General features: G+C 71.9%; 9 protein-coding genes. 3 read left to right on the forward strand and 6 right to left on the reverse strand.

The window, feature by feature from the left end; genetic code table 11:
• Positions 1–39: 39 nt before the first annotated feature.
• Positions 40–372, reverse strand: coding sequence for a hypothetical protein (locus AB0H54_RS28975; RefSeq protein ID WP_357349591.1), 333 nt, complete (start codon positions 370–372; stop codon positions 40–42).
• A 325-nt stretch (positions 373–697) separates the two neighbouring features.
• On the opposite strand from AB0H54_RS28975, the gene AB0H54_RS28980 reads away from it, so the two are divergent.
• Together AB0H54_RS28980 and AB0H54_RS28985 are read left to right on the forward strand one after the other, a co-directional pair.
• Entirely contained in the window at positions 698–2,071 is a 1,374-nt protein-coding gene (locus AB0H54_RS28980) for an FAD-linked oxidase C-terminal domain-containing protein (RefSeq protein ID WP_357349593.1), read from the forward strand.
• Between the two features lie 37 nt (positions 2,072–2,108).
• Positions 2,109–2,393: a GNAT family N-acetyltransferase gene (locus tag AB0H54_RS28985; protein WP_355283356.1), complete on the forward strand. Its 285-nt coding sequence runs from the start codon at positions 2,109–2,111 to the stop codon at positions 2,391–2,393.
• Here the strand turns inward: AB0H54_RS28985 and AB0H54_RS28990 are convergent.
• The 4 genes from AB0H54_RS28990 to AB0H54_RS29005 form a co-directional block, all read right to left on the reverse strand.
• Positions 2,390–16,024 carry an amino acid adenylation domain-containing protein gene (locus AB0H54_RS28990; protein WP_357349595.1) on the reverse strand — a complete coding sequence of 4,545 codons (13,635 nt, stop codon included), beginning with the start codon at positions 16,022–16,024 and terminating at the stop codon, positions 2,390–2,392. The genes AB0H54_RS28985 and AB0H54_RS28990 overlap by 4 nt on opposite strands.
• Positions 16,021–16,701: a DUF6875 domain-containing protein gene (locus AB0H54_RS28995; protein WP_357349597.1), complete on the reverse strand. Its 681-nt coding sequence runs from the start codon at positions 16,699–16,701 to the stop codon at positions 16,021–16,023. Before AB0H54_RS28995 ends, AB0H54_RS28990 begins: the two co-directional genes overlap by 4 nt.
• Positions 16,702–17,218: 517 nt before the next feature.
• A complete protein-coding gene (locus AB0H54_RS29000) occupies positions 17,219–18,376 on the reverse strand; it encodes an acyl-CoA dehydrogenase (RefSeq protein ID WP_357349599.1) in 1,158 nt (385 codons plus the stop codon).
• Between the two features lie 165 nt (positions 18,377–18,541).
• Entirely contained in the window at positions 18,542–19,201 is a 660-nt protein-coding gene (locus AB0H54_RS29005; RefSeq protein ID WP_355271700.1) for a TetR family transcriptional regulator, read from the reverse strand.
• Positions 19,202–19,414: 213 nt separating this feature from the next.
• Here AB0H54_RS29005 and AB0H54_RS29010 point away from each other — a divergent pair, with 213 nt between their 5' ends.
• A complete protein-coding gene (locus tag AB0H54_RS29010; RefSeq protein WP_357349601.1) occupies positions 19,415–21,046 on the forward strand; it encodes an acyl-CoA synthetase in 1,632 nt (543 codons plus the stop codon).
• On the opposite strand, the gene purE is transcribed toward AB0H54_RS29010, so the two are convergent.
• Positions 21,043–21,549, reverse strand: coding sequence for a 5-(carboxyamino)imidazole ribonucleotide mutase (purE, locus tag AB0H54_RS29015; RefSeq protein WP_357349603.1), 507 nt, complete (start codon positions 21,547–21,549; stop codon positions 21,043–21,045). The genes AB0H54_RS29010 and purE overlap by 4 nt on opposite strands.
• Between the last annotated feature and the right edge of the window lie 72 nt (positions 21,550–21,621).

The raw sequence follows: 21,621 nt of genomic DNA on the forward strand, positions 1-21,621 counted from the left end.
GCGCGAGATGACGTCGAGATGAGCAGTCGGCAAACGGCCTCAGTGCGGCACGGCGACGGCCACCGCGCGCGCCGGCGGCTCGGCGGCCGGACGACCGAGCGCGGTCCAGGTGGCCAGGCAGCGGCGGCGGGTGAACTCGTCGGCCTCGGCGAGCAGCGCGTCGCGCAGCAGGCGCGGGTCGGCGGTCCATTCGCCGGCGATCTCGGCCAGCGCGCGGATGCCGAACATGCCGGTCGCCTCCAGCGCGGACAGCCACTCCTCGTGCTCGCCGTCGCGCACCCGGCGCATGGCGTCGGAGTCGATCCCGGCATCGGCGTACTCGGCGGCGAGCAGGGCGCCGACCAGCTCGTTGCGGTCCTGCGGTTCCTTCATCTTCCGGCCCCTCCCGGCGAGTTACGGTGCGACGCGGCGCGTCGATGTGTGCGATGCGCGAGCGGGCGCACCGTAGAGCGGAATGCGAAACACGCCGGGTGCGCGGCGGCGAATCGCCGTCGAACACACCCGCTATGGGCATTGTGACGGGTTGGACGCCGTATACACCAACCGGGCGCGCCGGATCACAATCATGCGCGAATTCACTTGGTCGGCCGCACATCACATTGGTCAACCGACCATCACCTCCGGTGCGTCTTCGTGCTGTTCACGAGTCCGGCCCGAGTACCGGCGCGGGGTGGTCGCCGCGGGTTAGTTTGAGTGGGTGGACGAGAGCAGGGTTGACCTCGATGCGTTGATTTCCGCGGTGTCCGAGGGGGCTGTGGTCATCGATCCCGATCTGCTGGCGGGCTATCGGCAGGACTGGGCGCGCGATCCCGACGCGGGCACCCCGATCGCGGTGGTGCGGGCCCGCGACACCGCCGACGTGGCGGCCACCCTGCGGTGGGCGCACGCGGGGCGGGTGCCGGTCGTGCCACGCGGGGCCGGGTCGGGCTTGTCCGGCGGGGCGACCGCGGTGGACGGCGGGATCGTGCTGAGCACCGAACTGATGCGCGCGATCAGTGTCGACGCGGTCACCCGGACCGCCGTCGTCGGGCCGGGGCTGATCAACGCGGAGGTGAAGCGGGCCGTCGCGGCGGAGGGCCTGTGGTACCCGCCCGATCCGTCCTCGTTCGAGATGTGCTCGATCGGCGGCAACGCGGCGACAAACGCGGGCGGGCTGTGCTGCGTGAAGTACGGCGTCACCACCGACTACATCCTGGGGATGGAGGTAGTGCTGGCCGACGGGACGGTGGTGCGCCTCGGCGGGCCGCGGTTGAAGGACTCGGCCGGGCTGTCGCTGACCAAGCTGTTCGTCGGCAGCGAGGGCACGCTCGGCGTGATCACCGAGCTCACCCTGCGCCTGCTGCCCGCCCAGCCGCCGCAGGCGACCGTGGTCGCGAGTTTCGGCACGCTCACCGCCGCCACCGACGCGATCCTGGCCATCACCTCGACCCTGCGCCCGGCGATGCTCGAGTTCATGGACACCGTCGCGATCAACGCCGTCGAGGACGAGATGCGGATGGGGCTGGACCGCACCGCCGCCGCCCTGCTGGTCGCCCGGTCCGACGCGCCCGGCGAGTTCGCCGCGCACGAAGCGCAGCTCATGGTGTCGCTGTGCGAGAAAGCTGGAGCGACAGAGGTTTTCGACACCGGAGACCCCGAGGAGGGCGAAGCCTTCACCGCCGCACGGCGATTCGCGATTCCCGCGGTGGAGCGGATCGGGCCGCTGCTGCTCGAGGACGTCGGGGTGCCGCTGCCCCGGCTGGGCGAGCTGATCACCGGGGTCGCCGCCATCGGGGAGCGCAACGACGTGCTGGTGTCGGTGATCGCGCACGCGGGCGACGGCAACACCCACCCGCTGATCGTGCACGACCCCACCGACCCCGACAACACCGCTCGCGCGCATCGCGCGTTCGGCGAGATCATGGACCTCGCCATCGCGCTGGGCGGCACCATCACCGGTGAGCACGGGGTCGGCAGGCTGAAGAAGGCGTGGCTGCCGGATCAGGTCGGACCCGAGGTGATGGCGCTGACCAAGCGGATCAAGGACGCGCTCGATCCCGCGGGCATCCTCAACCCCGGCGCGGTGCTCTAGCGGAACAACCCGTCCCGGCCCCGGGTTAGCATCCGGTATGACCACCAGGCTCGAGCACAACGTCGCCGACACCCGATACGAGATCTACCACGACGACGTTCTCGCGGGATACGCCGACTACGCCGAACGGGACGACCCGAAGGTCCGCGACTTCCACCACACCATGACCTTCCCCGAGTACCGGGGCCGCGGGGTGGCCGCCGACGTGGTGAAGTTCGGCCTCGACGATTCCCGCGCCGCCGGCTACCAGGTCGTGCCCACCTGCTGGTACGTGGAGAAGTACATCGCCGAGCACCGCGAGTACGCGGATCTGGTCGCCTAGCGGCGCAGGTACCCGGCCAGGATCGGGCCGATCACGGCGAGCGCCTCGGGGCTCGTGAGGTGGTTGTGCTCGTGGCCCGTCTGGTGGTCGATGATCTCGCCGCTGACGTAGGGCCGCCAGGTATGCGCGTTGGGCTCGTAGCCGGGGCGGGCGCTGGTGCTGCTGAAGAACAGCAGGCCACCGTCGAACACGCCCGGCGCGTAGTCGGCGGCCTCCCGGACGATCTGCTGGTAGTCGGCGTAGAGCCGTCGCAGGTCGGCGTCGGTGATCGTGTCGAGCAGGCTGCCGGGGCCGGCGCCGACCTCGTTGTCGGCGCCGGGCAGCGGTGCGGCAGTACCCCGATACCCCGCGGAATCGGCCGACGACACTGGCGGACCGGTTCGATCGACGGCGTCGGCGGGAGCGCCGGCGCGAAGCAGTTGGGCGGCCTGGTCGGCCTGGTCGGCCCCACCGAACTCGGCGAGCAGCGCCTCCATCGGCGGCATCTCCGCGGCGCTGGCCGGGTCGACATCGGCGCGGCCGTCCAGGATGGTCAGCGCGTCGACCACGGCGCCGCGGCGCTGGAGCTCGACCGCGACCGCGTGCGCGATCGGCCCGCCCGCGGAGTAGCCGAGCAGCCGGTACGGCCCCTCGGGCTGGGTCGCCTGGATCTCGTCGGCGTAGTGGGCCACGCGGTCGCGCAGCGGACGGTCGGGCTGCTCGGCCGCGATCCCCGGTGATTGCAGGCCGTAGACCGGGAAGCCGGAATCGAGGTGCGCGGCCAGGCCCGCGTAGCACCAGGCCACGCCGATCGCCGGATGCACGCAGAACAGCGCCGGACCGGTGCCACCGGTGCGCAGCGGCAGCAGGGTCCGCAGGGCCGGATCGACCGGGTCGTCCCCCGACGCGGCGATGCGCGCGGCGAGCGCGCCCGGCGTCGGATCGCCGAACATCCACTGCACCGGCATCGGGAAGCCGAGCAGCTCGCGCACCTGGGCGACCAGCCGGACGGCGACCATCGAGGTGCCGCCGAGTTCGAAGAAGTTGTCGTCCAAGCCGACCCGGTCGACGTCGAGCACGGTCTCGAACGCGGCGACGACGGCCTGCTCGGTCGGCGTCACCGGCGGCCGATAGTGCAGGTCGGTGCGATGCACCGGCGCGGGGGCGAGCGCGTGCACGACGGTGCCGGGTGGCGCGGTGACATCGAGCGCGCCGACCAGCAGGCGGGGATCGGTGGTGACCGCGTCGAGCACGTCGGCGAACCGGTGCGCCAGGGTCGTCGCGGTCGACTCCTCGAACAGGTCGCGGGCGAAGGTCAGGGTGCCCGACATGCCCGCGGGCGCGCCGTCGGGGCCGAACTCCTCGGCCAGCATCCACTCGAGGTCGAACTTCGCGCCGACCGGCGGCATCTCGATCGGCCGCACGTGCAGATCGGGCAGGTCGAACGACTCCCGGTCGAAGTTCTGGAAGACCAGCAGCACCTGGAACAGCGGGTGGTGCGCGGTCGACCTGGTGGGGGCCAGCACCTCGACGAGCTGTTCGAAGGGGACATCGGCGTTACCGAAGGCGTCCAGGTCGCCGTCCTTGGTCGCGGCGAGCAGGGTCTCGAAGGTGTCCTCGGACCGCACCCGGCTGCGCAGGACCAGGGTGTTGACGAACATGCCGATGAGATCGTCGAGTTCGCCGGCACCACGGCCCGCGATGACCGAACCGATCGCCACCTCCTCGGTCCCGGACAGCCGCGCCAGCAGCACCGCCAGCGCCGCGTGCGCCACCATGAACACGCTGACGCCGTGCCAGCGCGCCAGTTCGCGCAGCCGGATCTGGATCGCGGCGTCGATCTCGAACTCGACCAGTCCGGCCCGGTGGGTGAGCACCGGGGGTCGCGGATGGTCGCTGGGCAGCGCCGAGACCTCGGGCAGGCCGGCGAGCCGGTCGCGCCAGTACGCCAGCTGCTGGTACGCCACGCTGCCGGGATCGTCGGCGTCGCCGAGCAATTCGTGCTGCCACAGCGCGTAGTCGGGGTATTGCAGCGGCAGCGGCGACCACATCGGCGCGGCGCCCGCACGACGGGCCGCGTAGGCGATCGCCACGTCGCGGGTGAGCGGGGCCAGTGACCAGCCGTCGGAGGCGATGTGGTGCATGGTCACCGCCAGGACCGAGCGGTGGTCGGCGATACGGAACAGGCTGACCCGCACGGGCACGTCGCGGGTGAGGTCGAAGCCCCGCGCGATCTCGGCCGCCACCGCGGTCCTGATCCGATCGGGGGTGATCGTCGAGACATGCAGTGTCACTTCGGCTTCCGGGCCACGCACATCCTGGTACGGGTCGCCGTCGGCGTCGATCGGGTACACGGTGCGCAGCGATTCGTGGCGGGCCAGCACGTCGGCGATCGCCGCGCGCAGCACCACCGGGTCGATCTCGCCGTTCACCTCGACCGCGATCGGCACGTTCTGGGCGGGCGAGTCCGGGTCGTACCGGTTGAGGAACCACATCCGCCGCTGGGCGGCCGAGAGCGGAATCCGGTCGGGGCGCGGCCGTGGCCCAGGGCGCGGGCCGGGCGGGATGGCGTCGGCGCGGAGAGCGGCGGCCAGTTCGGCGACGGTCGGCGCGTCGAAGACCGTGCGCACCGGCACGCGGGCGTCCAGGGCGGCGCCGAGGCGGGCGGCGATCCTGGTGGCGATCAGGGAGTTGCCGCCGAGGGCGAAGAAGTCGTCGTCCAGGCCGACCTTCGGCACGCCGAGCAGGTCGGCGAAGGTGTCGGCCACCGCTCGCTCGGCCGCCGTGACCGGTGCCCGGAACCGGCCGGACCTGATGTCGGGGGCCGGCAGCGCGCGCCGGTCGAGTTTGCCGTTGCCGGTGCGCGGCAGCGCGTCCAGGACGACGAACGACGCCGGCACCATGTACGACGGAAGGCGCAGCGCCAGTGAGGCTTTCACCGACTCCACCGTCAGCTGACCGGCCTGTTCCGGTACCAGGTAGGCCACCAGCAGCTCACCGACCGCGGCGTCGGTGTAGACCGTCACAGCGGCTTGGTGCACGGCGGGCTCGGCGGCCAGCGCCGACTCGATCTCGCCGAGCTCGATCCGCAGCCCGCGCAGCTTCACCTGGAGGTCGCCGCGACCGCGATAGTCCAGCGCGCCCGCGCGTCGGCGCACGAGATCGCCGGTGCGATACATCCGTTCGCCCGGCCTGCCGAACGGGTCGGCGACGAAACGGGCGGCGGTGAGATCGGGGCGCCCCTGGTAGCCGCGGGCCAGCGCGGGCCCGGCCAGGTACAGCTCGCCGGTGACGCCGTCGGGCACCGGGTGCAGCCGGTCGTCGAGGACCAGCGCGGCCAGGCCGGGAATAGGGGTGCCGATGGTGATCTCGCAGCCGGGCAGCAGCGGGCCCGCGCCGGTCGCCCAGATGGTGGCCTCGGTCGGCCCGTAGTCGTTGAAGTGCACCCGTCCCGGCGCCGCCCACCGCTGCACCAGCTCCGGCGGGCACGGCTCGCCGCCGGTGACGATCGCCCGCAGGTGCTCGTGGTCGACGGTGTCCACCGAGCTCAGCGCCGACGGTGTGAGCGCGATATGGGTGACCCGCTCCCCGGCGAGCAGCTCACCGAGTTCCGCCCCGCCGTACGCGGTCGGCCCGGCGACCACCAGCGCGGCGCCGGCGCCCGCGGCCAGCAGCAGTTCCAGCACGGCGGCGTCGAAACCGGGCGAGGCCACGTGCAGCACCCGGGAGTCAGGGGTGATACTCATCCGTTCCCGCTGCGCGGCAACCAGATTCGCCAGCCCGGCATGGGTGACCACGACGCCCTTCGGCCTGCCGGTCGAGCCGGAGGTGAAGATGATGTAGGCGGCGTGCGCGAGGTTAGGAGGCGCCAGGCGTTCGGCGGGTTCGATCAGCGCTGACGAGACGGCGTGTGCGGCCTGGTCGTCGAGGACCAGCCATTGCACACCGGGGATCGTGGAGCCGACGGGGTGCCCGTCTCCATCGCCGACCACACCGTCGGTCGCCGCGTTTCCGACGCGCACGCTGTTCGCCGTTCCGCTGCTCACGATCCGTCCTCCGGAGTCACCGTCGCCGGTAACCGCGTGATCAATAGTCCCGAGGCCGAGCGCGCCCCGCGCGTCGAGCCAGGGGCGGATCGAAGTGGCGTCGCGGGTGGTGATGCCCAGGTGGGCGCCGGAGTCGGTGATGATCTGAGCGATCCGGTCGGTGGGGTAGGCGGGGTCGACGGGGACGAAGGGGGCGCCGGTCTTGGCGACGGCCCAGACGGCGGTGACCGAGGCGGCGCTGCGGGGCACCGCGATCACCACGGGGGTCTCCGGGCCCGCCCCGGCGCGGATCAGGGTGCGGGCCAGGCGGTTCGAGTGTTCGTCGAGCTCGTGGTAGGTGAGGTGGGCCGGGCCGTCGATGATCGCGATGCCGTCGGGGTTGGTGGTGACGGCGGTGGCGAGCAGGTCGGGCAGGACGGCCGGGGCCACGACGGCGGGCAGTGGCGTCCCGGGCAGGATCGTGCGCTCGCGGGCGTTGAGCAGATCGATATCACCCACCGGCACCGCGGGATTCGCGACGACGGCCCTCAGGATACGGAGCCAGCGGTCGGCGAAGCGGGCGGCGGTGGCCGCGTCGAACAGGTCGGTGGCGTAGCCGAGGCGCACCGCCAGCCCGTCGGCGCTGTCGTCGCCGACGGTGACGCTGAGATCGAAGCGCAGGCTCTGCTGGTCCAGCTCGACCGCCTCGACGCCGAGGCCGGGCAGCGCGAACTCGGCGCGACCCAGGTTCTGGAAGATCAGCATGGCCTGGATCAGCGGGTGACGGGCCGCCGAACGGGTGGGTTCGAGCAGGTCGACGAGGTTCTCGAAGGGCACGTCGGCGTGCGCGAAGGCGTCCAGGTCGGTGCGGCGGACCCGGTCGAGCAGGTCGGTGAACGACAGCGCGGCGGGCACCTCGGTGCGCAGCACCACGGTATTGACGAACATGCCGACGACATCGTCGAGTTCAGCCACCCCGCGACCGGCGACGGGCGTGCCGACCGCGATGTCGGTGGTGTCCCCGAGGCGGGCGAACAGCACGGCCAGCGCGCTGTGCAGGACCATGAACAGCGAGCACCGGCGGGTCGCGGCGAGGCGTTCCAGACCCGCCCGCAGCTCCGGGTCCACGGTGCGGGCGACGGTGCCCGCGCGCAGGGAGGCGACCGGTGGGCGGGGACGATCGGCGGGCAGTTCCAGCCGGTCCGGGAGCCCGGCCAGGGTGTCGGTCCAGTACGCGAGCTGGCGCGCCGACAGCGACTCGGGATCGTCGGCGCCGCCGAGCCGATCCCGTTGCCACAGGGTGTAATCCGCGAACTGCACCGCGGTCTTCGGCCACACGGGCGACGACCCGGCCGCGCGCGCGGTGTAGGCGGTCATTACGTCGCGGGCGAGCGTCCCCATCGAGGAGCCGTCGGCGCTGATGTGATGCACCACCACGGCCAGCACGTGTTCCTCGGGGCCGACGCGGAACAGCCGCAGCCGCACCGGAACCGCGGCCGCGACATCGAAACCCTCGGTGACGCAGGCGAGGACGGCGGCGGGCAGCCGGGACGGGTCGATGTCGGTGACCTCGAACCGGTCGGCGAGCCGGTCCGGCGCCTCGATCACCTGGTAGCCGACGCCGTCGTGGCCGGGGTACACGGTGCGCAGCGCCTCGTGCCGTTCGACCACGTCGGACAGCGCCGCCCGCAGCGCGGCGAGGTCGAGTCGTCCGGTCAGCCGCAGGACCACCGGGATGTTGTAGGCGCCGGAGGCCGGGTCGTACTGGTTGACGAACCACATCCGCCGCTGCGCGGGCGCGAGCGGGATCCGGTCGGGACGCGGCCCCGCGCTCGGCCCGCCGAGCACCCCGGCGGGCAGCACGGCCTCGCCACCGAGCCGGGCCGCGAGCCCGTGCACGGTCGGGGCCTCGAAGAGCAGCCGCACCGGCACCTGAACACCCAGTTCCGCGCCGAGGCGCGCCGCCACCCGCGCGGCCGACAGCGAATCGCCGCCGAGGGCGAAGAAGTCGTCGTCGGCGCCGACCTCCGGGTGCTCGAGGACCACGGCGTAGGCCTGCGCGACCAGTCGTTCGGCGCCGATCGGGGCGAGGTACGGCGCGCGGGTGAGCTGGGGTTCGGGGAGCGCGCGCAGGTCGACCTTGCCGTTGCCGGTGACGGGCAGCGCGTCCAGCACCGTGACCGTCGCGGGGACCAGGTGCCGGGGCAGCCGCCGCACCAGGAACTCGCGCAGCGCCGTCGGGGTCAGCTCGGCGCCGGCGATCGGGGCGACATACGCCGCCAGGATCTGGTCACCGATCGGGCCGGGCCGGGGAACGGTGACGGCGAGCGCGACGCCGGGCGCGGCGAGCAGCGCGGCGTCCACTTCGCCCGGCTCCACCCGGATTCCGCGCAGCTTCACCTGGGAGTCGTTGCGGCCCACATAGTTCAGCCGGGTGGCCGAGGTGCGGCGCACCAGGTCGCCGGTTCGGTACATCCGCTCGCCGGGCACACCGAACGGGTTGGCCACGAAGCGTTCCGCGGTGCGCGCGGCGGCACCGGCATAGCCGCGCGCGAGGCCGGGGCCGATCAGGTACAGCTCACCGACCGCGCCCTGGGGCACCGGGCGCAGCCAGCTGTCGAGAACCGCCAGCGCGCAGCCGGGCAGCGGGGCGCCGAGGTCGGCCGCGTCGTCCGGGGTCAGCGGGGCGCTCAGGGTCACCGCCACCGTCGACTCGGCGGGGCCGTAGGAGTTCAGCATCGTCCGGCCCGTGCCGAGGCGCGCGACCAGTTCCGGCGGGCAGGCTTCGCCACCGGTCACGATGGTGCGGACACCGGCGACGGCCGTGGTCGGCAGCGTGGTGAGGACGGCGGGCGGTGCGACCAGACGGGTCACCCGCTGGTCGGTGATCACCCGGGCGAGATCGTCGCCCGCCGTTGCCGCCGGCGGGGCGAGGACGAGGGTCGACCCGGAGTGACAGCAGGTCAGCCACACCAGGATCGAGGCGTCGAAGGCGGGGTTCATGCACAGCAGGAACCGGTCGCGCGGGCTCGGCCGCAGCCGGGCGGCGACGCCTTCGACCAGTCCGCTGAGCCCGGCGTGGGTGACGGTGACGCCCTTGGGCGTGCCGGTCGAGCCGGAGGTGTAGATCAGGTAGGCGGGATGCCCGGCGTGCAGCGGGCGCACCCGGTCGGCGTCGGTCACCGGGTCGGCCGAGTGGGCGGCCACCCGGTCCACGGTCGCCGCGTCGTCGAGCACCAGCCAGGACATGGTGTCCGGCAAGGCATTCCGATGCGCGTCCAGGGTGAGCCCGAGGCGGGCGGCACTGCCCTCGGCGACCGCGGCGATCCGCTCGGCCGGATGCTCGACATCGACGGGCACGAACGCGGCACCCGCCTTGGCGACCGCCCAGACCGCCACCAACCACTCCGGCGATCGCGGCAGGGCGATCAACACCGCCGACTCCGGCCCGGCACCGGCGTCGATCAGCGTGCGCGCCAATCGATTCGACCGATCATCGAGTTCGACGTACTCGAGCTCGGCCACCCCGCTCCCGAAGCTGGACCCTGGACGGGTCGCCACAGCAGCGCTCTCGACGGCGCCACGCCCAGCACTGAGTCCGTGCCCGACGACCGCCCTGCCCTGGCCTGACCCATCGCGTGTGCCGGTCTCGAATTGCCCACTGTCCTGCCCGGATTCCCGACGACTCACCGGTATCTCGTGCGCGACAGCAGATCCTATGACGGCGACTCCTCCTGCGCCTGCGCCTGCGGCCAGCAGCTCCGGTAGCAGCTGGATCGGTCGCGGCCGGGTGCGGACGACCTCGGCGCCCTCGATTCCGCGCACCGCGGCGACCGGGGTCGCGGGGTCGGCGAGCCGGGCGACGATGCGGGCCAGCCGGTGTGCGAGGGCGGTGGCCTCGGTGTCGTCGAAGTAGCGGTCCGAGCAGGTGAGGGTGAGGCGCAGGTCGCCGCGGTCGTGGGCGGCCAGGCACAGGGGGTAGTGGGTGCCGTCGCGGCCGTGGAAGTCGGTGACGCGCAGGCGCGCCTGGTCCGAGGCGGCGCGCAGGGACTCGGCGTCCATCGGATAGGACTCGAAGACCATGCCGGTGTCGAACAGCGGGCCGAGCCCGGCGGCGGATTGGATCTCGTTGAGTCCCACCATGTGCCGGTCGACGAGCGCGCCCTGTTCGCGCTGGACGCGTGCCAGCAGCGCGCCGACCGGCTCGTCCGGGATCAGGGCGACGCGCACGGGCAGGGTGTTCACCAGCATGCCGACGATGCGATCGGCGCCGGGCAGCTCGGCGGGGCGGCCGGATACCGTGGCACCGAAGACCACGTCGGTGTGCCCGGTCAGCTCCGCCAGCAGCAGCGCCCAGGCCGCCTGGACGACGGTATTCGTGGTGATACCGGCCGCGCGGTGCCGGTCGAGCGCGGCGGTGGTGTCCGGCGCGAGCGGAACCGCCACCCGCAGGTCGACGGGTTCGGCCCCGTGCGTTCGCTGGACGCGGGCGGCCGTGACGAGGGTCGGGCCGGACAGTCCGGCGAGCGCGTCCGTCCACGCGGCCCTGGCGGCGGCCAGGTCCTGGCGGACCAGCCACTCCAGGTAGTGCCGATAGGGCTCCGGTTCGCCGAGGGGCGCGGTGCCGTCGTAGAGCGCGAGCAGGTCGCCCAGCAGCAGGGGCATCGACCAGCCGTCGAGGACGAGATGGTGATTGGTGACGATCAGGCGCACGTCGTCGGGACCGCGACGCAGACAGAGGAATCGCAGCAGCGGGGGCTGTTCGGGATCGAAGGGGCAGGCGAGTTCGGCCGCCGCGAGCGCCGCGCAGTCGGCCGGGTCGGCGTCGAGCACCCGCCACGGCACCTCGACCTCGTCGAGCACCACCTGCACCGCGGCGTTCGCCGTCGTGACGAACGCGGTGCGCAGGGCGGCGTGCCTGCGCACGAGTGCCGTCGCCGCGGTTTGCAGCCGATCCAGATCCACCGGGCCCGCCAGCGCGAATTCCGACTGCACGATGTACTTGTCGGTGTGCCCGGCGGCCAGCCGGGTGTGGAACAGCAGTCCCTGCTGCAACGGTGACAGCGGCCAGACGTCCGCGACACCGTCGTAGCGGCGCTGCCAGCGGTCCAGTTCCTCGCCGGTGACCCGCACCAGCGGCAGGTCCGACGGGGTCAGCCCGCCCGCGCCCGGCTCGGCGACGGCGCGCGCGATCGACGCCAGCGTCGACACCCAGTGCCGGGCCATCCGCTGCACCGCGTCGCGGGCGATGACATCGGCCGGGAACCGCCACACCGCGCGTACCGTCGGCCCGTCCGGCCCGTCCAGGGTCGCGGCGTCGACGGCGAGCACGGTCGACACCGGTAGCTCGCCGCCACCGGCACCGCCGAGTTGCTCCGCCATATCGACCGGCAGCCACGGAACTTCGGCGTCCGCGTCGGCGATCTGGCCGAGGTAGTTGAACCCGATCTGCGGGCTCCCCGCCGCGCCGAGACGGGCCGCAGACGCGGGGCGGAGGTGCCGCAGCAGCCCGAACCCGAACCCGCCGCGCGGCACCGCGCGCAGCTGCTCCTTCACCGCGGCCACCGCCGCCAGCGGCCCCGGATCGGCACCCGGATCGAGCGCGATCGGGAACTGACTGGTGAACCAGCCGACCGTGCGCGACAGGTCGGCCCCCGGCACGACGGTCTCGTCACGGCCGTGCCGCTCCAGCATCAGCAGCGCGGGCCCCGGTTCACCACGATGCGCACGCACCGCGGACACCAGTGCCGCGAGCAGCGCCTCTTCCACGCCACAGCGCAGGGCGGTCGGCAGGTGCTGGACCAGCGGTGCCGCGATCGCGGGTGGGAGGACGACCTCGACGCGGTCGAGTCCGGCGCCGACGTCACGCGCCGGGTCGAGGGGACGCGCGCCGAGGCGCGGCTCGGAGGTGCCGAGCACGTCGCACCAATAGTCCAGCTGCTCGGTCCATGCCGCGGCGTCGGCCGCGGTGTCGAGCGCCTCCGCCCAGGTCCGCACAGAGGTGCCGACCGGCGGCAGCCGCACCGGGGCGCCCGCCGCGACGGCGGTCCAGGCCGCCACCAGATCGGCGATGAGGATGCGCCAGGAGACCGCGTCGACGGCCAGGTGATGTACCGCGAGCACCAGCCGCCCGCCTGCGCCCGGATCGAGCCAGACGGCGGCGAGCACGCTGCCTGCCGCGGGGTCGAGCCGATCCACGGCCGTCGCGGTCGCCGCGGCGATGTCGCCGGGCTCGATCCGCGCGCAGGGCCGGTGCTCCACCGAGGTGGCCACGTCGGTCGTCCGCGGCGAGGCGACCTCGAGCCGGTCACCGTCGACGATCCGGACCCGCAGCATGTCGTGCTGGTCGACCACGGCTTGCAGTGTGCGGGTCAGCCGCGCGCGATCGATGTCGGGCGGCAGCGCCAGCACCATCGTCTGCGCGAACCGCCCCCACCCCGGCTGGGTCAGCAACCAGTCCACGATCGGCGTCCGCCGCACCGAACCCACACCGCCACCGGGCAATTCGCGCAGCACCGCCCGCTCCCCCGGCACCGCGACGACGGCGGCCAGCTCGGCCGGGGTCGGATGCTCGAACACATCGCGCGCCGAGAAGACCAGGTCGGCGGACCGGCCGCGCGACACCAGCTGAATCGACAGGATCGAATCACCACCGAGCGCGAAGAACGATGCCCCCGGCCCCACCTCGGGCACCCCGAGCACCTCGGCGAACAGCGCGCACAGGGCCCGCTCCGGGCCTGCCGCGGCGGGTGCCGACGGCGCCACCGCCGGCTCGGGCAGCGCCCGCCGGTCGACCTTGCCGTTGCCGGTCAGCGGCAGCGAGGCGAGCACGGTGACCGAACTCGGCACCATGTGCGCGGGCAGCCGGTGCAGGCAGTATTCGCGCAGCGCCGCGCCGTCGAGTTCGCCGGTCCCGTGCACCGGCACCACGTACGACGCGAGTACGTCGCGCCCCGACGCCCCGGTCCGCACCACCGTCACCGCGAAGTCGACGCCGGGGCAGGTCGCCAGGACGGCGTCGATCTCGCCCGGTTCCACCCGCATCCCGCGCAATTTCACCTGGAAGTCGGTGCGGCCCAGGTAGTCGAGGACGAACGTGCCGTCGACGGCGCGCCACCGGACCCGGTCGCCGGAGCGGTACATGCGCGCGCCCGGCGCGCCGAAGGGATCGGCGACCATCCGCTGTGCGGTCGCGGCGGCGCGCCCGGCATAGCCCCGCGCCAGTCCCGGACCGGCGATGAACAACTCACCCGGCGTTCCGGCGGGCACGGGACGCAGCCGATGGTCGAGGACCCGCAGGGTGACACCGGGCACCGGCGACCCGATGCCGGTGTGGTGGCCAGCGGCCAGCGGTTCGGTGAAGGTCGCCGCCACCGTCGTTTCGGACGGCCCGTAGGAATTGATCAGGGCGCGACCGGTGCCGAACCGCGCCACCACCTCGGGCGGGCACGCCTCCCCGCCCGTGGAGACCGCGCGCACGCCGTCGAGCGCGTCCGGCGGCAGGGACGACAGCACCGCGGGCGTCGAGCACAGGTGGGTGATCGCCGCATCGCGCATCGCGGCGGCCAGTTCGGCGCCCGCGGCCGCGTCGGTGATCACCAGGGTGGCACCCGCGGTGAAGGCGACCAGGAGTTCGAGCAGGGAGGCATCGAAACTCGGGTTGAGACAGTGCGCTACGCGGGAGTCGCGGTCGGCGCCGTAGGCGTCGCGCACGGCGGACGCCAGCCCGGCGATGCCCGCGTGGGTGACCACGACACCTTTGGGGGTGCCGGTGGAACCCGAGGTGAACACGAGATAGGCGGGGTTGTCGATCCGGGCGCGCGGCAACGACGCGGTGCCGAGGTCGTCCGCGCCGGGTTCGTCGAGCGCGATCCAGGTCACCGTGTCGGGCAGCTCCGCGCGCCGGTCCGCGGTCGTGATCCCCAGCCGCGCACCACATTCCGCCGCCATGGCGGCCAGGCGCGGTGCGGGGTTCTGCACGCCGACCGGCACGTAGGCCGCCCCGGAGCGCACGACACCCCAGAACGCCACCACCGACTCCACCGAGCGCGGCAACGCCACCAGGACGGCGGTCTCCGGACCCGCGCCTGCCGCGACCAGCCGCCGCGCCAGCCGATCCGAAAGCTGATCCAGCGCAGCGTAATCGAGGACGCGGTCGCCGTGGACGACCGCCGTGGCCGCCGGGCCCGCCGTCGCCATCCCCGCCTCGAGCACGTCCACGAGCAGCCGGGGCGCCGGTGCGGGCGCACCGCGCAGTCCGGCGCGCAGCGGTCGTTCGTCGGGCAGGAAGTAGTCGAGCGCACGCACCTCGGTCTCCGGCTCGGCGTCGATGATCGCGTCGAACAGCGCCAGGAAGCGCTCATGGTGACGGGCCAGGGTTTCCGCGTCGTAGCGGTCGGGGTTGGCGGTGAAGTCCACGTGGACAGGGCTGTGCGCGCCGTGCTGGTAGAAGTTGACGAACAGGTCCTCGATCGGGCCCGAGGTCAGCACGTGCAGGCTGGTCTCGACATCGGTGAAATCGACCTCGGTGGGGAACAGCATGATGTTGACCACCGGGCCGACGAACCCGCGCCCGCCCGCCTCGGCCGCCCCGTCGCCGTGCCGGATCTCCTCGTGCCGGAACTGCTGATGCCGCAGCGCGCCCGAGACCTCGACCCGGATGACATCGACCAGCTCGGCGACCGTGCTGTCGGCGCGGACCGGCACCCGCAGCGGCACCACATTGGCGAGCATGCCGCCGGATCGGCGCAGCATGGCGGTGGTGCGGCCGGACACCGGCAGGCTCAGCACGACGTCCTCGGTGCCGGTGGCCTGCGCGTAGTAGACGGCCAGCGCGGTCATCACCAGCCCGGCCGTGCCGACGCCGTAGCGGGCCGCCGCCGCGTCCAGGCGCGACTTCGCCGCGGGCGCGAGCTCGGCGCGGTGCTGGCGGCCGAGCGCGTGGGCGGGCGCCGGGGCGTCGACGAGGCTGCACCGGCGCGGCATGTCGGCGATCCGCTGCGTCCAGTACTCGGCGTCGGCGGTGTAGCGGGTGCTGTCGCGATAGCGCGTCTCCGCCTCGTGCACCGTGCGCAACCCGGCCGCCACGCTCGGCTTCGGCGACTGCCCGGCCAGGGCCGCGTTGTAGAGCTCGGCGACCCGGTACAGCGCCGTCGCCGACGCGAATCCGTCGATGACGATGTGGTGGGCGCGCGAGTACCAGAGCACCCGATCGGGCGCGATCCGCAGCAGCGCCGTCATGACCAGCCGGTCGCCGAGCAGATCGATCGGCGCCGCGACATCGGCGCGCATCCACCGGATGGCCTCGTCCTCGGGATCGGTGGCGTCGCTGAAGTCCAGGACGGCCATCGTCAGTTCGATTCGCCGGTCGACGACCTGGTGCGGCCCGTCGCCGGTGTCGACCAGCCGCAGCAGCCCGGACTCGAACTCCCGGCTGACCTGCTTCGACACCGCGACGAGCAGGTCGACGTCGAGGGGACCGCGCATGTCGATGTACTGCGCCTCGTAGAGCGGCACCGCCGGGTCGAGCTGCTGGGCGTACCACATGCCCAGCTGGGCGGGCGAGAGCGGAAACTCCTCGACCGCTGCCGGGTCGGTCGTCGGCGCGGTGGACAGTTCGCGGGTCATCGCCCGCTGCTCCCGGCGATCGCCCCGTGCAGTTCCTCGTCGTAGTACGCGGGGACCTCGGCGTTCGCGTTCGCGATGAGCCTGCCGACCACGACCCGCCGCACGTGCGCGGGCAGACCGGGCGCGAACTTCTTGACGTAGGCCGACATCCACTCCGGCCGGGAGATCAGGAACGGGAAGTCGGTGGCCATCATCGTGCGCACCACCAGCATCGGGATCGGGGAGTCGAGCGGGTGGTATTCCCGGTTCCACAGGCCGGGCTGGGTGCAGCCGGGGTAGAACTGGCCGAGCATGAGGCCGCGTTCGACGAACTCCGATTTGAGCTGATCGTGCAGGTCGTCGATGACGGTGTAGTCGTGCAGCTCGGGCATCGCGGTCACCAGGCAGCGCAGCACCGCGGCGCCGCCACCGTCCGGCGGCAGCTTCGGGAACAATTCCAGCGCGTCGGAGAGCACCAGCCGCACGTACGCGGGCCAGGGCTGCGCGCCGGCGACCCGGCCGACCCAGATCAGATCGCGCCGCATCGCCGGGCCGACGTAGGGACAGACCGGACCGTCGCGCCCGATCTCACCCAGCGGCTGGGTCAGATGCTCGCGGGCCCAGGTGCGAATCCCGTCCAGTGTGGCCTGTGTGAAACGCGAGGTCTCGGTGGCGGTCGACAGCGGGTACCAGCTCATTCCAGAGCGGGATCCGAAAATTACCTCGGTCATATTTCACCTCGCCACATCACGAGGTCGAGTATTCCCCCGAAGCACGGCCGCACACGTGAGTAGCGGACCACTCGAATATCTGCGGCGGCCCGGACCACTTAAGGTTTCAGCGTTATGCACCATGTTGCCGACTCCTGCTATAGACGGACAAAGAGCCAGCTCACAGCCCTTATCTACTCAGGAGGATTCGACATCGGCCACATACAACGACCCCGACGGCTCAGTTGGATCCCACCTGTCCTGGTATATTGCACGGAGACAGCGAAACGATTCGCTCTCAGGGCACGAATAAATAACCCTCTGATGTCGGTTGAATTTCTCGGCCCGTTCTCCTCTTAATCAAAAGGCACAATTCGATCGTCAATCGGCCGCTACGCAGCGACTATCGAGATAACGCCCGCGAAATCACCCGCACCCGGGAACAGCCGTGGCCCCCGGCGGGATTCGCCGGGGGCCACGGGGGTGTCGCGCTGGTGCGCCGCGATCAGCGCAGGATCTGGCGCGCCATCACAAGACGCTGGATCTGGTTGGTGCCCTCGTAGATCTGGGTGATCTTGGCGTCGCGCATCATGCGCTCGACCGGGAAGTCGGTGGTGTAGCCGGCGCCACCGAAGAGCTGGACGGCGTTGGTGGTGACCTCCATGGCCACGTCGGAGGCGAAGCACTTGGCGGCGGCGGAGATGAAGCCGAGGTTCTTCTCGCCACGCTCGGCGCGGGCGGCCGAGGTGTAGACCATCAGGCGGGCGGCCTCGATCTTCATCGCCATGTCGGCCAGCATGAACTCGGTGTTCTGGAAGCTGGCGATGGTCTTGCCGAACTGCTTGCGATCCTTGGTGTAGGCGATCGCGGCGTCGAGCGCGCCCTGGGCCAGGCCGACGGCCTGCGCGCCGATGGTCGGGCGGGTGTGGTCGAGGGTCTGCAGCGCGGTCTTGAAGCCGGTGCCGGGCTCGCCGATGATGCGGTCGCCGGGGACGCGGCAGTTCTCGAAGTACAGCTCGGCGGTGGGCGAACCCTTGATGCCCAGCTTGTGCTCGAGCGGGCCGACGACGAAGCCCTCGTCGTCCTTGTGGACCATGAACGAGGAGATGCCGTTGGCACCCTTCTCGGCGTCGGTCACCGCCATCACGGTGTACCACTCGGACTTGCCACCGTTGGTGATCCAGCACTTGGAGCCGTTGATGATCCAGTCGTCACCGTCGGCCTTGGCGCGGGTGCGCATCGAGGCGGCGTCGGAGCCGGCCTCCCGCTCGGACAGCGCGTAGGAGGCCATCTTGCCGTTCACCAGGTCGGCGAGGACCTTCTGCTTCAGCTCCTCGGAGCCGTTGAGGATCAGGCCCATGGTGCCGAGCTTGTTGACGGCGGGGATCAGCGAGGACGAACCGCAGACGCGGGCGACTTCCTCGATCACGATGCAGGTGGCGACCGAGTCGGCGCCCTGGCCGCCGTAGGCCTCGGGCACGTGCACGGCGTTGAAGCCGGCGGCGTTGAGGGCGGTCAGCGCCTCCTCGGGGAAGCGGGCGTTGCCGTCGACGTCCTTGGCGTAGGGCGCGATCTCCTTCTCGGCGAGGCCACGGATGGCGCCACGGAGCTCATCGTGGAAGTCCTCGAGCTGGAACAGGTTGAAATCCGGGTTTCCCGCCATCGGGCACTCTCCTGGTCGTGGTGGTGATCGCTGCGGTCGACAGCGCGTCCTGCATCGGCACCGAGTGCCAATCGGACTTGATTATACGCCCGGCACTCTACCCCCACATGGGGATATACCGGTGGCACTCAGTGTCACCTCAAGCTGTAGCCGCCGGAGCGGCGCTCACAGGTTACCGAGCTGGGCGGTGATCAGGTCCGCCACCTTGCGCGGCGGCATGTCCCGCGGGAAGACCGCGACGACCAGCTCCTCGCGCGGCGACTGCTCGCGCCTGCCGCGCGGGATCATGGCCAGTTCGGTGCGCAGATCGGCGACCGCGGCCGCGGACTCGCCGCGCACCATCCGGCGCAGCAGATAGTTGTGCGTCGCGGTCACCGCGGCGGTGAACTGCACCCGGACCAGGTCCGGCACATCGGGCAGCTGCTCGCGCAGGTAATCGGTGAACAGGCGCTCGTACCGGAACACCGTCACGATCTCGCGCTCGCGCAGCGCGGGCACCCGCCGCACCACCTGATACCGGCGCGCGGCGATATCGCGCCACTGGGTGAACCGCTCGAACACCCCGATCACGGCCTCGCACACCGCCTCCCACGGGTCGCCCTCGGCCCGCCGCAACGACTCCTCGGCCAGGGCCAGCTGGAACTCGTGATCGGCGAAGATCACGTCCTCCTTGGACCGGAACTGCCGGAAGAAGGTCCGGCGGGAGATGCCCGCCGCCACCGCGATCTCGTCCACCGTCGTCGCCTCGTACCCCCGCTCGGCGAACAACCGCAACGCCTGATCCACCACCGTGAGCCGGAACTGCGCCGCATCGTCGTGTGCCACCCGACCACCGTAGTCACCGGCCACGACGGCCGATGACGCCGGTTGTTCCGGCGGAGGGAACCGCCGGATCCGTGGTCACCAGGTGCGCCCGTGCCCGCCCCGGTGCGGTCGGCGCACCTCAGTAGAACACGTTCCGGCGCAACGCAAGTGAGGGAACCCAGCTCCCAGCGCGGTCTATTGCCGACAACTGATACTCGTTCTACCTTGTGCTGCATGGCTTTCAATCTCGCCGACCTCTTCGAACACGCCGTCGACGCCGTGCCCGACCGCACCGCGATCATCTGCGGCGAACGCCGGGTCACCTATCGGGAGCTCGACGATCGAGCCAACCGCTTGGCGCATCACCTGGCGGCCCGCGGCGTCGGCAAGGACGACCACGTCGGCGTGTACGCACGGAACTCGATCGAGGCGGTGGAGGCCATGTACGCGGCCTTCAAACTGCGCGCGGTGCCGGTGAACGTGAACTATCGCTATGTGGCCGACGAAGTCCGGTATCTCGCCGACAACGCCGACCTGGTCGCGCTGATCCACGAGCGCGGATACGCCGACATCGTCGCCGAGGTCGCGCCCCGGCTCCCGAAGCTCGCGCACGCGATCGTCGTCGAGGACGGATCGGACGCGGACTACGCCCGCTACGGCGGTGTCGAATACGAGGCCGCGCTGGCGGCCCACTCGCCCGCCCGCGATTTCGGCGAACGCGGCGCCGAGGACCGCTACGTCCTCTACACGGGCGGCACCACCGGATATCCGAAGGGCGTGATGTGGCGCCACGAGGACGTCTGGCGGGCACAGGGCGGCGGCATCCAGCACCTCACCGGCGAGTACATCGCCGACGAATACCAATTCGCGAACCAGGCCGCGGCCACCGACTACGTGATGACCTGGCTGCCGGTCGCGCCGCTGATCCACGGTGCGGCGCAGTGGACGGCGTTCATCGCCCTGAACTCCGGCGGCACCCTCGTGCTCGCGCCGCGGTTCGACCCCGACGACATCTGGCGCGCCGTCGAGCGGCACCGGGTCCACATGCTCCAGATCGCGGGCGACGCGATGGCCCGTCCGCTGCTGGAGGCCTACCTGGCGGGCGACTACGACGTGTCGTCGCTGCTCACCATGAACAGCAGCGCGGCGCTGTTCTCCCAGTCGCTCAAGGCCCGCTACGTCGAGGCGTTCCCGACCCTGATCATCACCGACACCGTTGGCGCCTCGGAGAGCGGGCTGACCGGGATCGGCCAGCTCAGCGCGGACACCGATCATTCGGTGGGGCCGCGCGTGCGCTTCAGCACGCAGGCCGTGCTGATCGACGACGACGGCGCCCCGGTCGCCCCGGTGCCCGGAGCCGTCGGCCGGATGGCCCGCAGCGGGCCGGTGCCGCTGGGTTACTACAAGGACCCGGGAAAGAGCGCGACGATCTTCGTGGAGATCGACGGGGTGCGCCATGTCGTGCCCGGCGACTACGCGCGTTACGAGGCCGACGGCATGGTCACCCTGCTGGGACGCGGTTCGGAATGCGTCAATACCGGCGGGGAGAAGGTGTTCCCCGAGGAGGTCGAGGGCGCGCTGAAGTCGGCCCCCGAGATCGTCGACGCGCTGGTCATCGGCGTGCCGGACGAGCGGTTCGGCGCGGCGGTGGCCGCCCTCGTGCAGCCGCGCGCCGGCGCGACGGTCGATGTGGCGGCCCTGGACGCCCACGTTCGCACCAAGATCGCGGGATACAAAGTGCCACGCACCTTCTGGATCGTGGACGAGATCCGGCGCCAGCCCAGCGGCAAGGCGGATTACCCCTGGGCGAAGCGCTACGCGGCGGCCAACCCGGCGACCGCGCTGACCGCGGCACGCCAGGGCTAGCCCAGCAGCTTGGTGCGCAGCGCCTCGTCCTTGTCGAGGACCATCTGCTCGAGTCCCGCCTGGAACTGCTCCATCCGGGCGCGCAGGGCGGGATCATGGGCGGCCAGGATGCGCACGGCCAGCAGACCGGCATTGCGGGCACCGCCGATGGAGACGGTGGCGACCGGGACGCCCGCGGGCATCTGCACGATCGACAGCAGCGAGTCCATGCCGTCGAGATACTTCAGCGGCACCGGAACGCCGATCACCGGCAGCGCGGTGGCCGAGGCGACCATGCCGGGCAGATGGGCGGCGCCGCCCGCGCCCGCGATGATCACCTGCAGGCCACGGCCCGCGGCGTCACGCGCGTAGTCGAGCATGCGCTGCGGGGTGCGGTGCGCGGACACCACGCCCACCTCGAAACGGATGCCGAACTCGGCCAGCGCCTCGGCGGCGGCCTCCATCGTCGGCCAGTCGGAATCGCTGCCCATGATCAAGCCGACCTGGGGACCGATGTTGCTCACGTGCGCTCCTGGGTTCATGGCGGCTGGCGCCGCGGGTTTTCGGCCTCGTGACCTCGCCGCCGAGGGGCGATA

The organism is Nocardia sp. NPDC050718 (genome assembly GCF_040654235.1).
Lineage (GTDB): Bacteria > Actinomycetota > Actinomycetes > Mycobacteriales > Mycobacteriaceae > Nocardia.

Bases quoted from the DNA above. Each gene is read 5' to 3' on its own strand.
- AB0H54_RS28975 (WP_357349591.1), bottom strand. From the start codon at position 372: ATGAAGGAACCGCAGGACCGCAACGAGCTGGTCGGCGCCCTGCTCGCC.
- AB0H54_RS28985 (WP_355283356.1), top strand. From the start codon at position 2,109: ATGACCACCAGGCTCGAGCACAACGTCGCCGACACCCGATACGAGATC.
- AB0H54_RS28990 (WP_357349595.1), bottom strand. From the start codon at position 16,024: ATGACCCGCGAACTGTCCACCGCGCCGACGACCGACCCGGCAGCGGTC.
- AB0H54_RS28995 (WP_357349597.1), bottom strand. From the start codon at position 16,701: ATGAGCTGGTACCCGCTGTCGACCGCCACCGAGACCTCGCGTTTCACA.
- AB0H54_RS29000 (WP_357349599.1), bottom strand. From the start codon at position 18,376: ATGGCGGGAAACCCGGATTTCAACCTGTTCCAGCTCGAGGACTTCCAC.
- AB0H54_RS29010 (WP_357349601.1), top strand. From the start codon at position 19,415: ATGGCTTTCAATCTCGCCGACCTCTTCGAACACGCCGTCGACGCCGTG.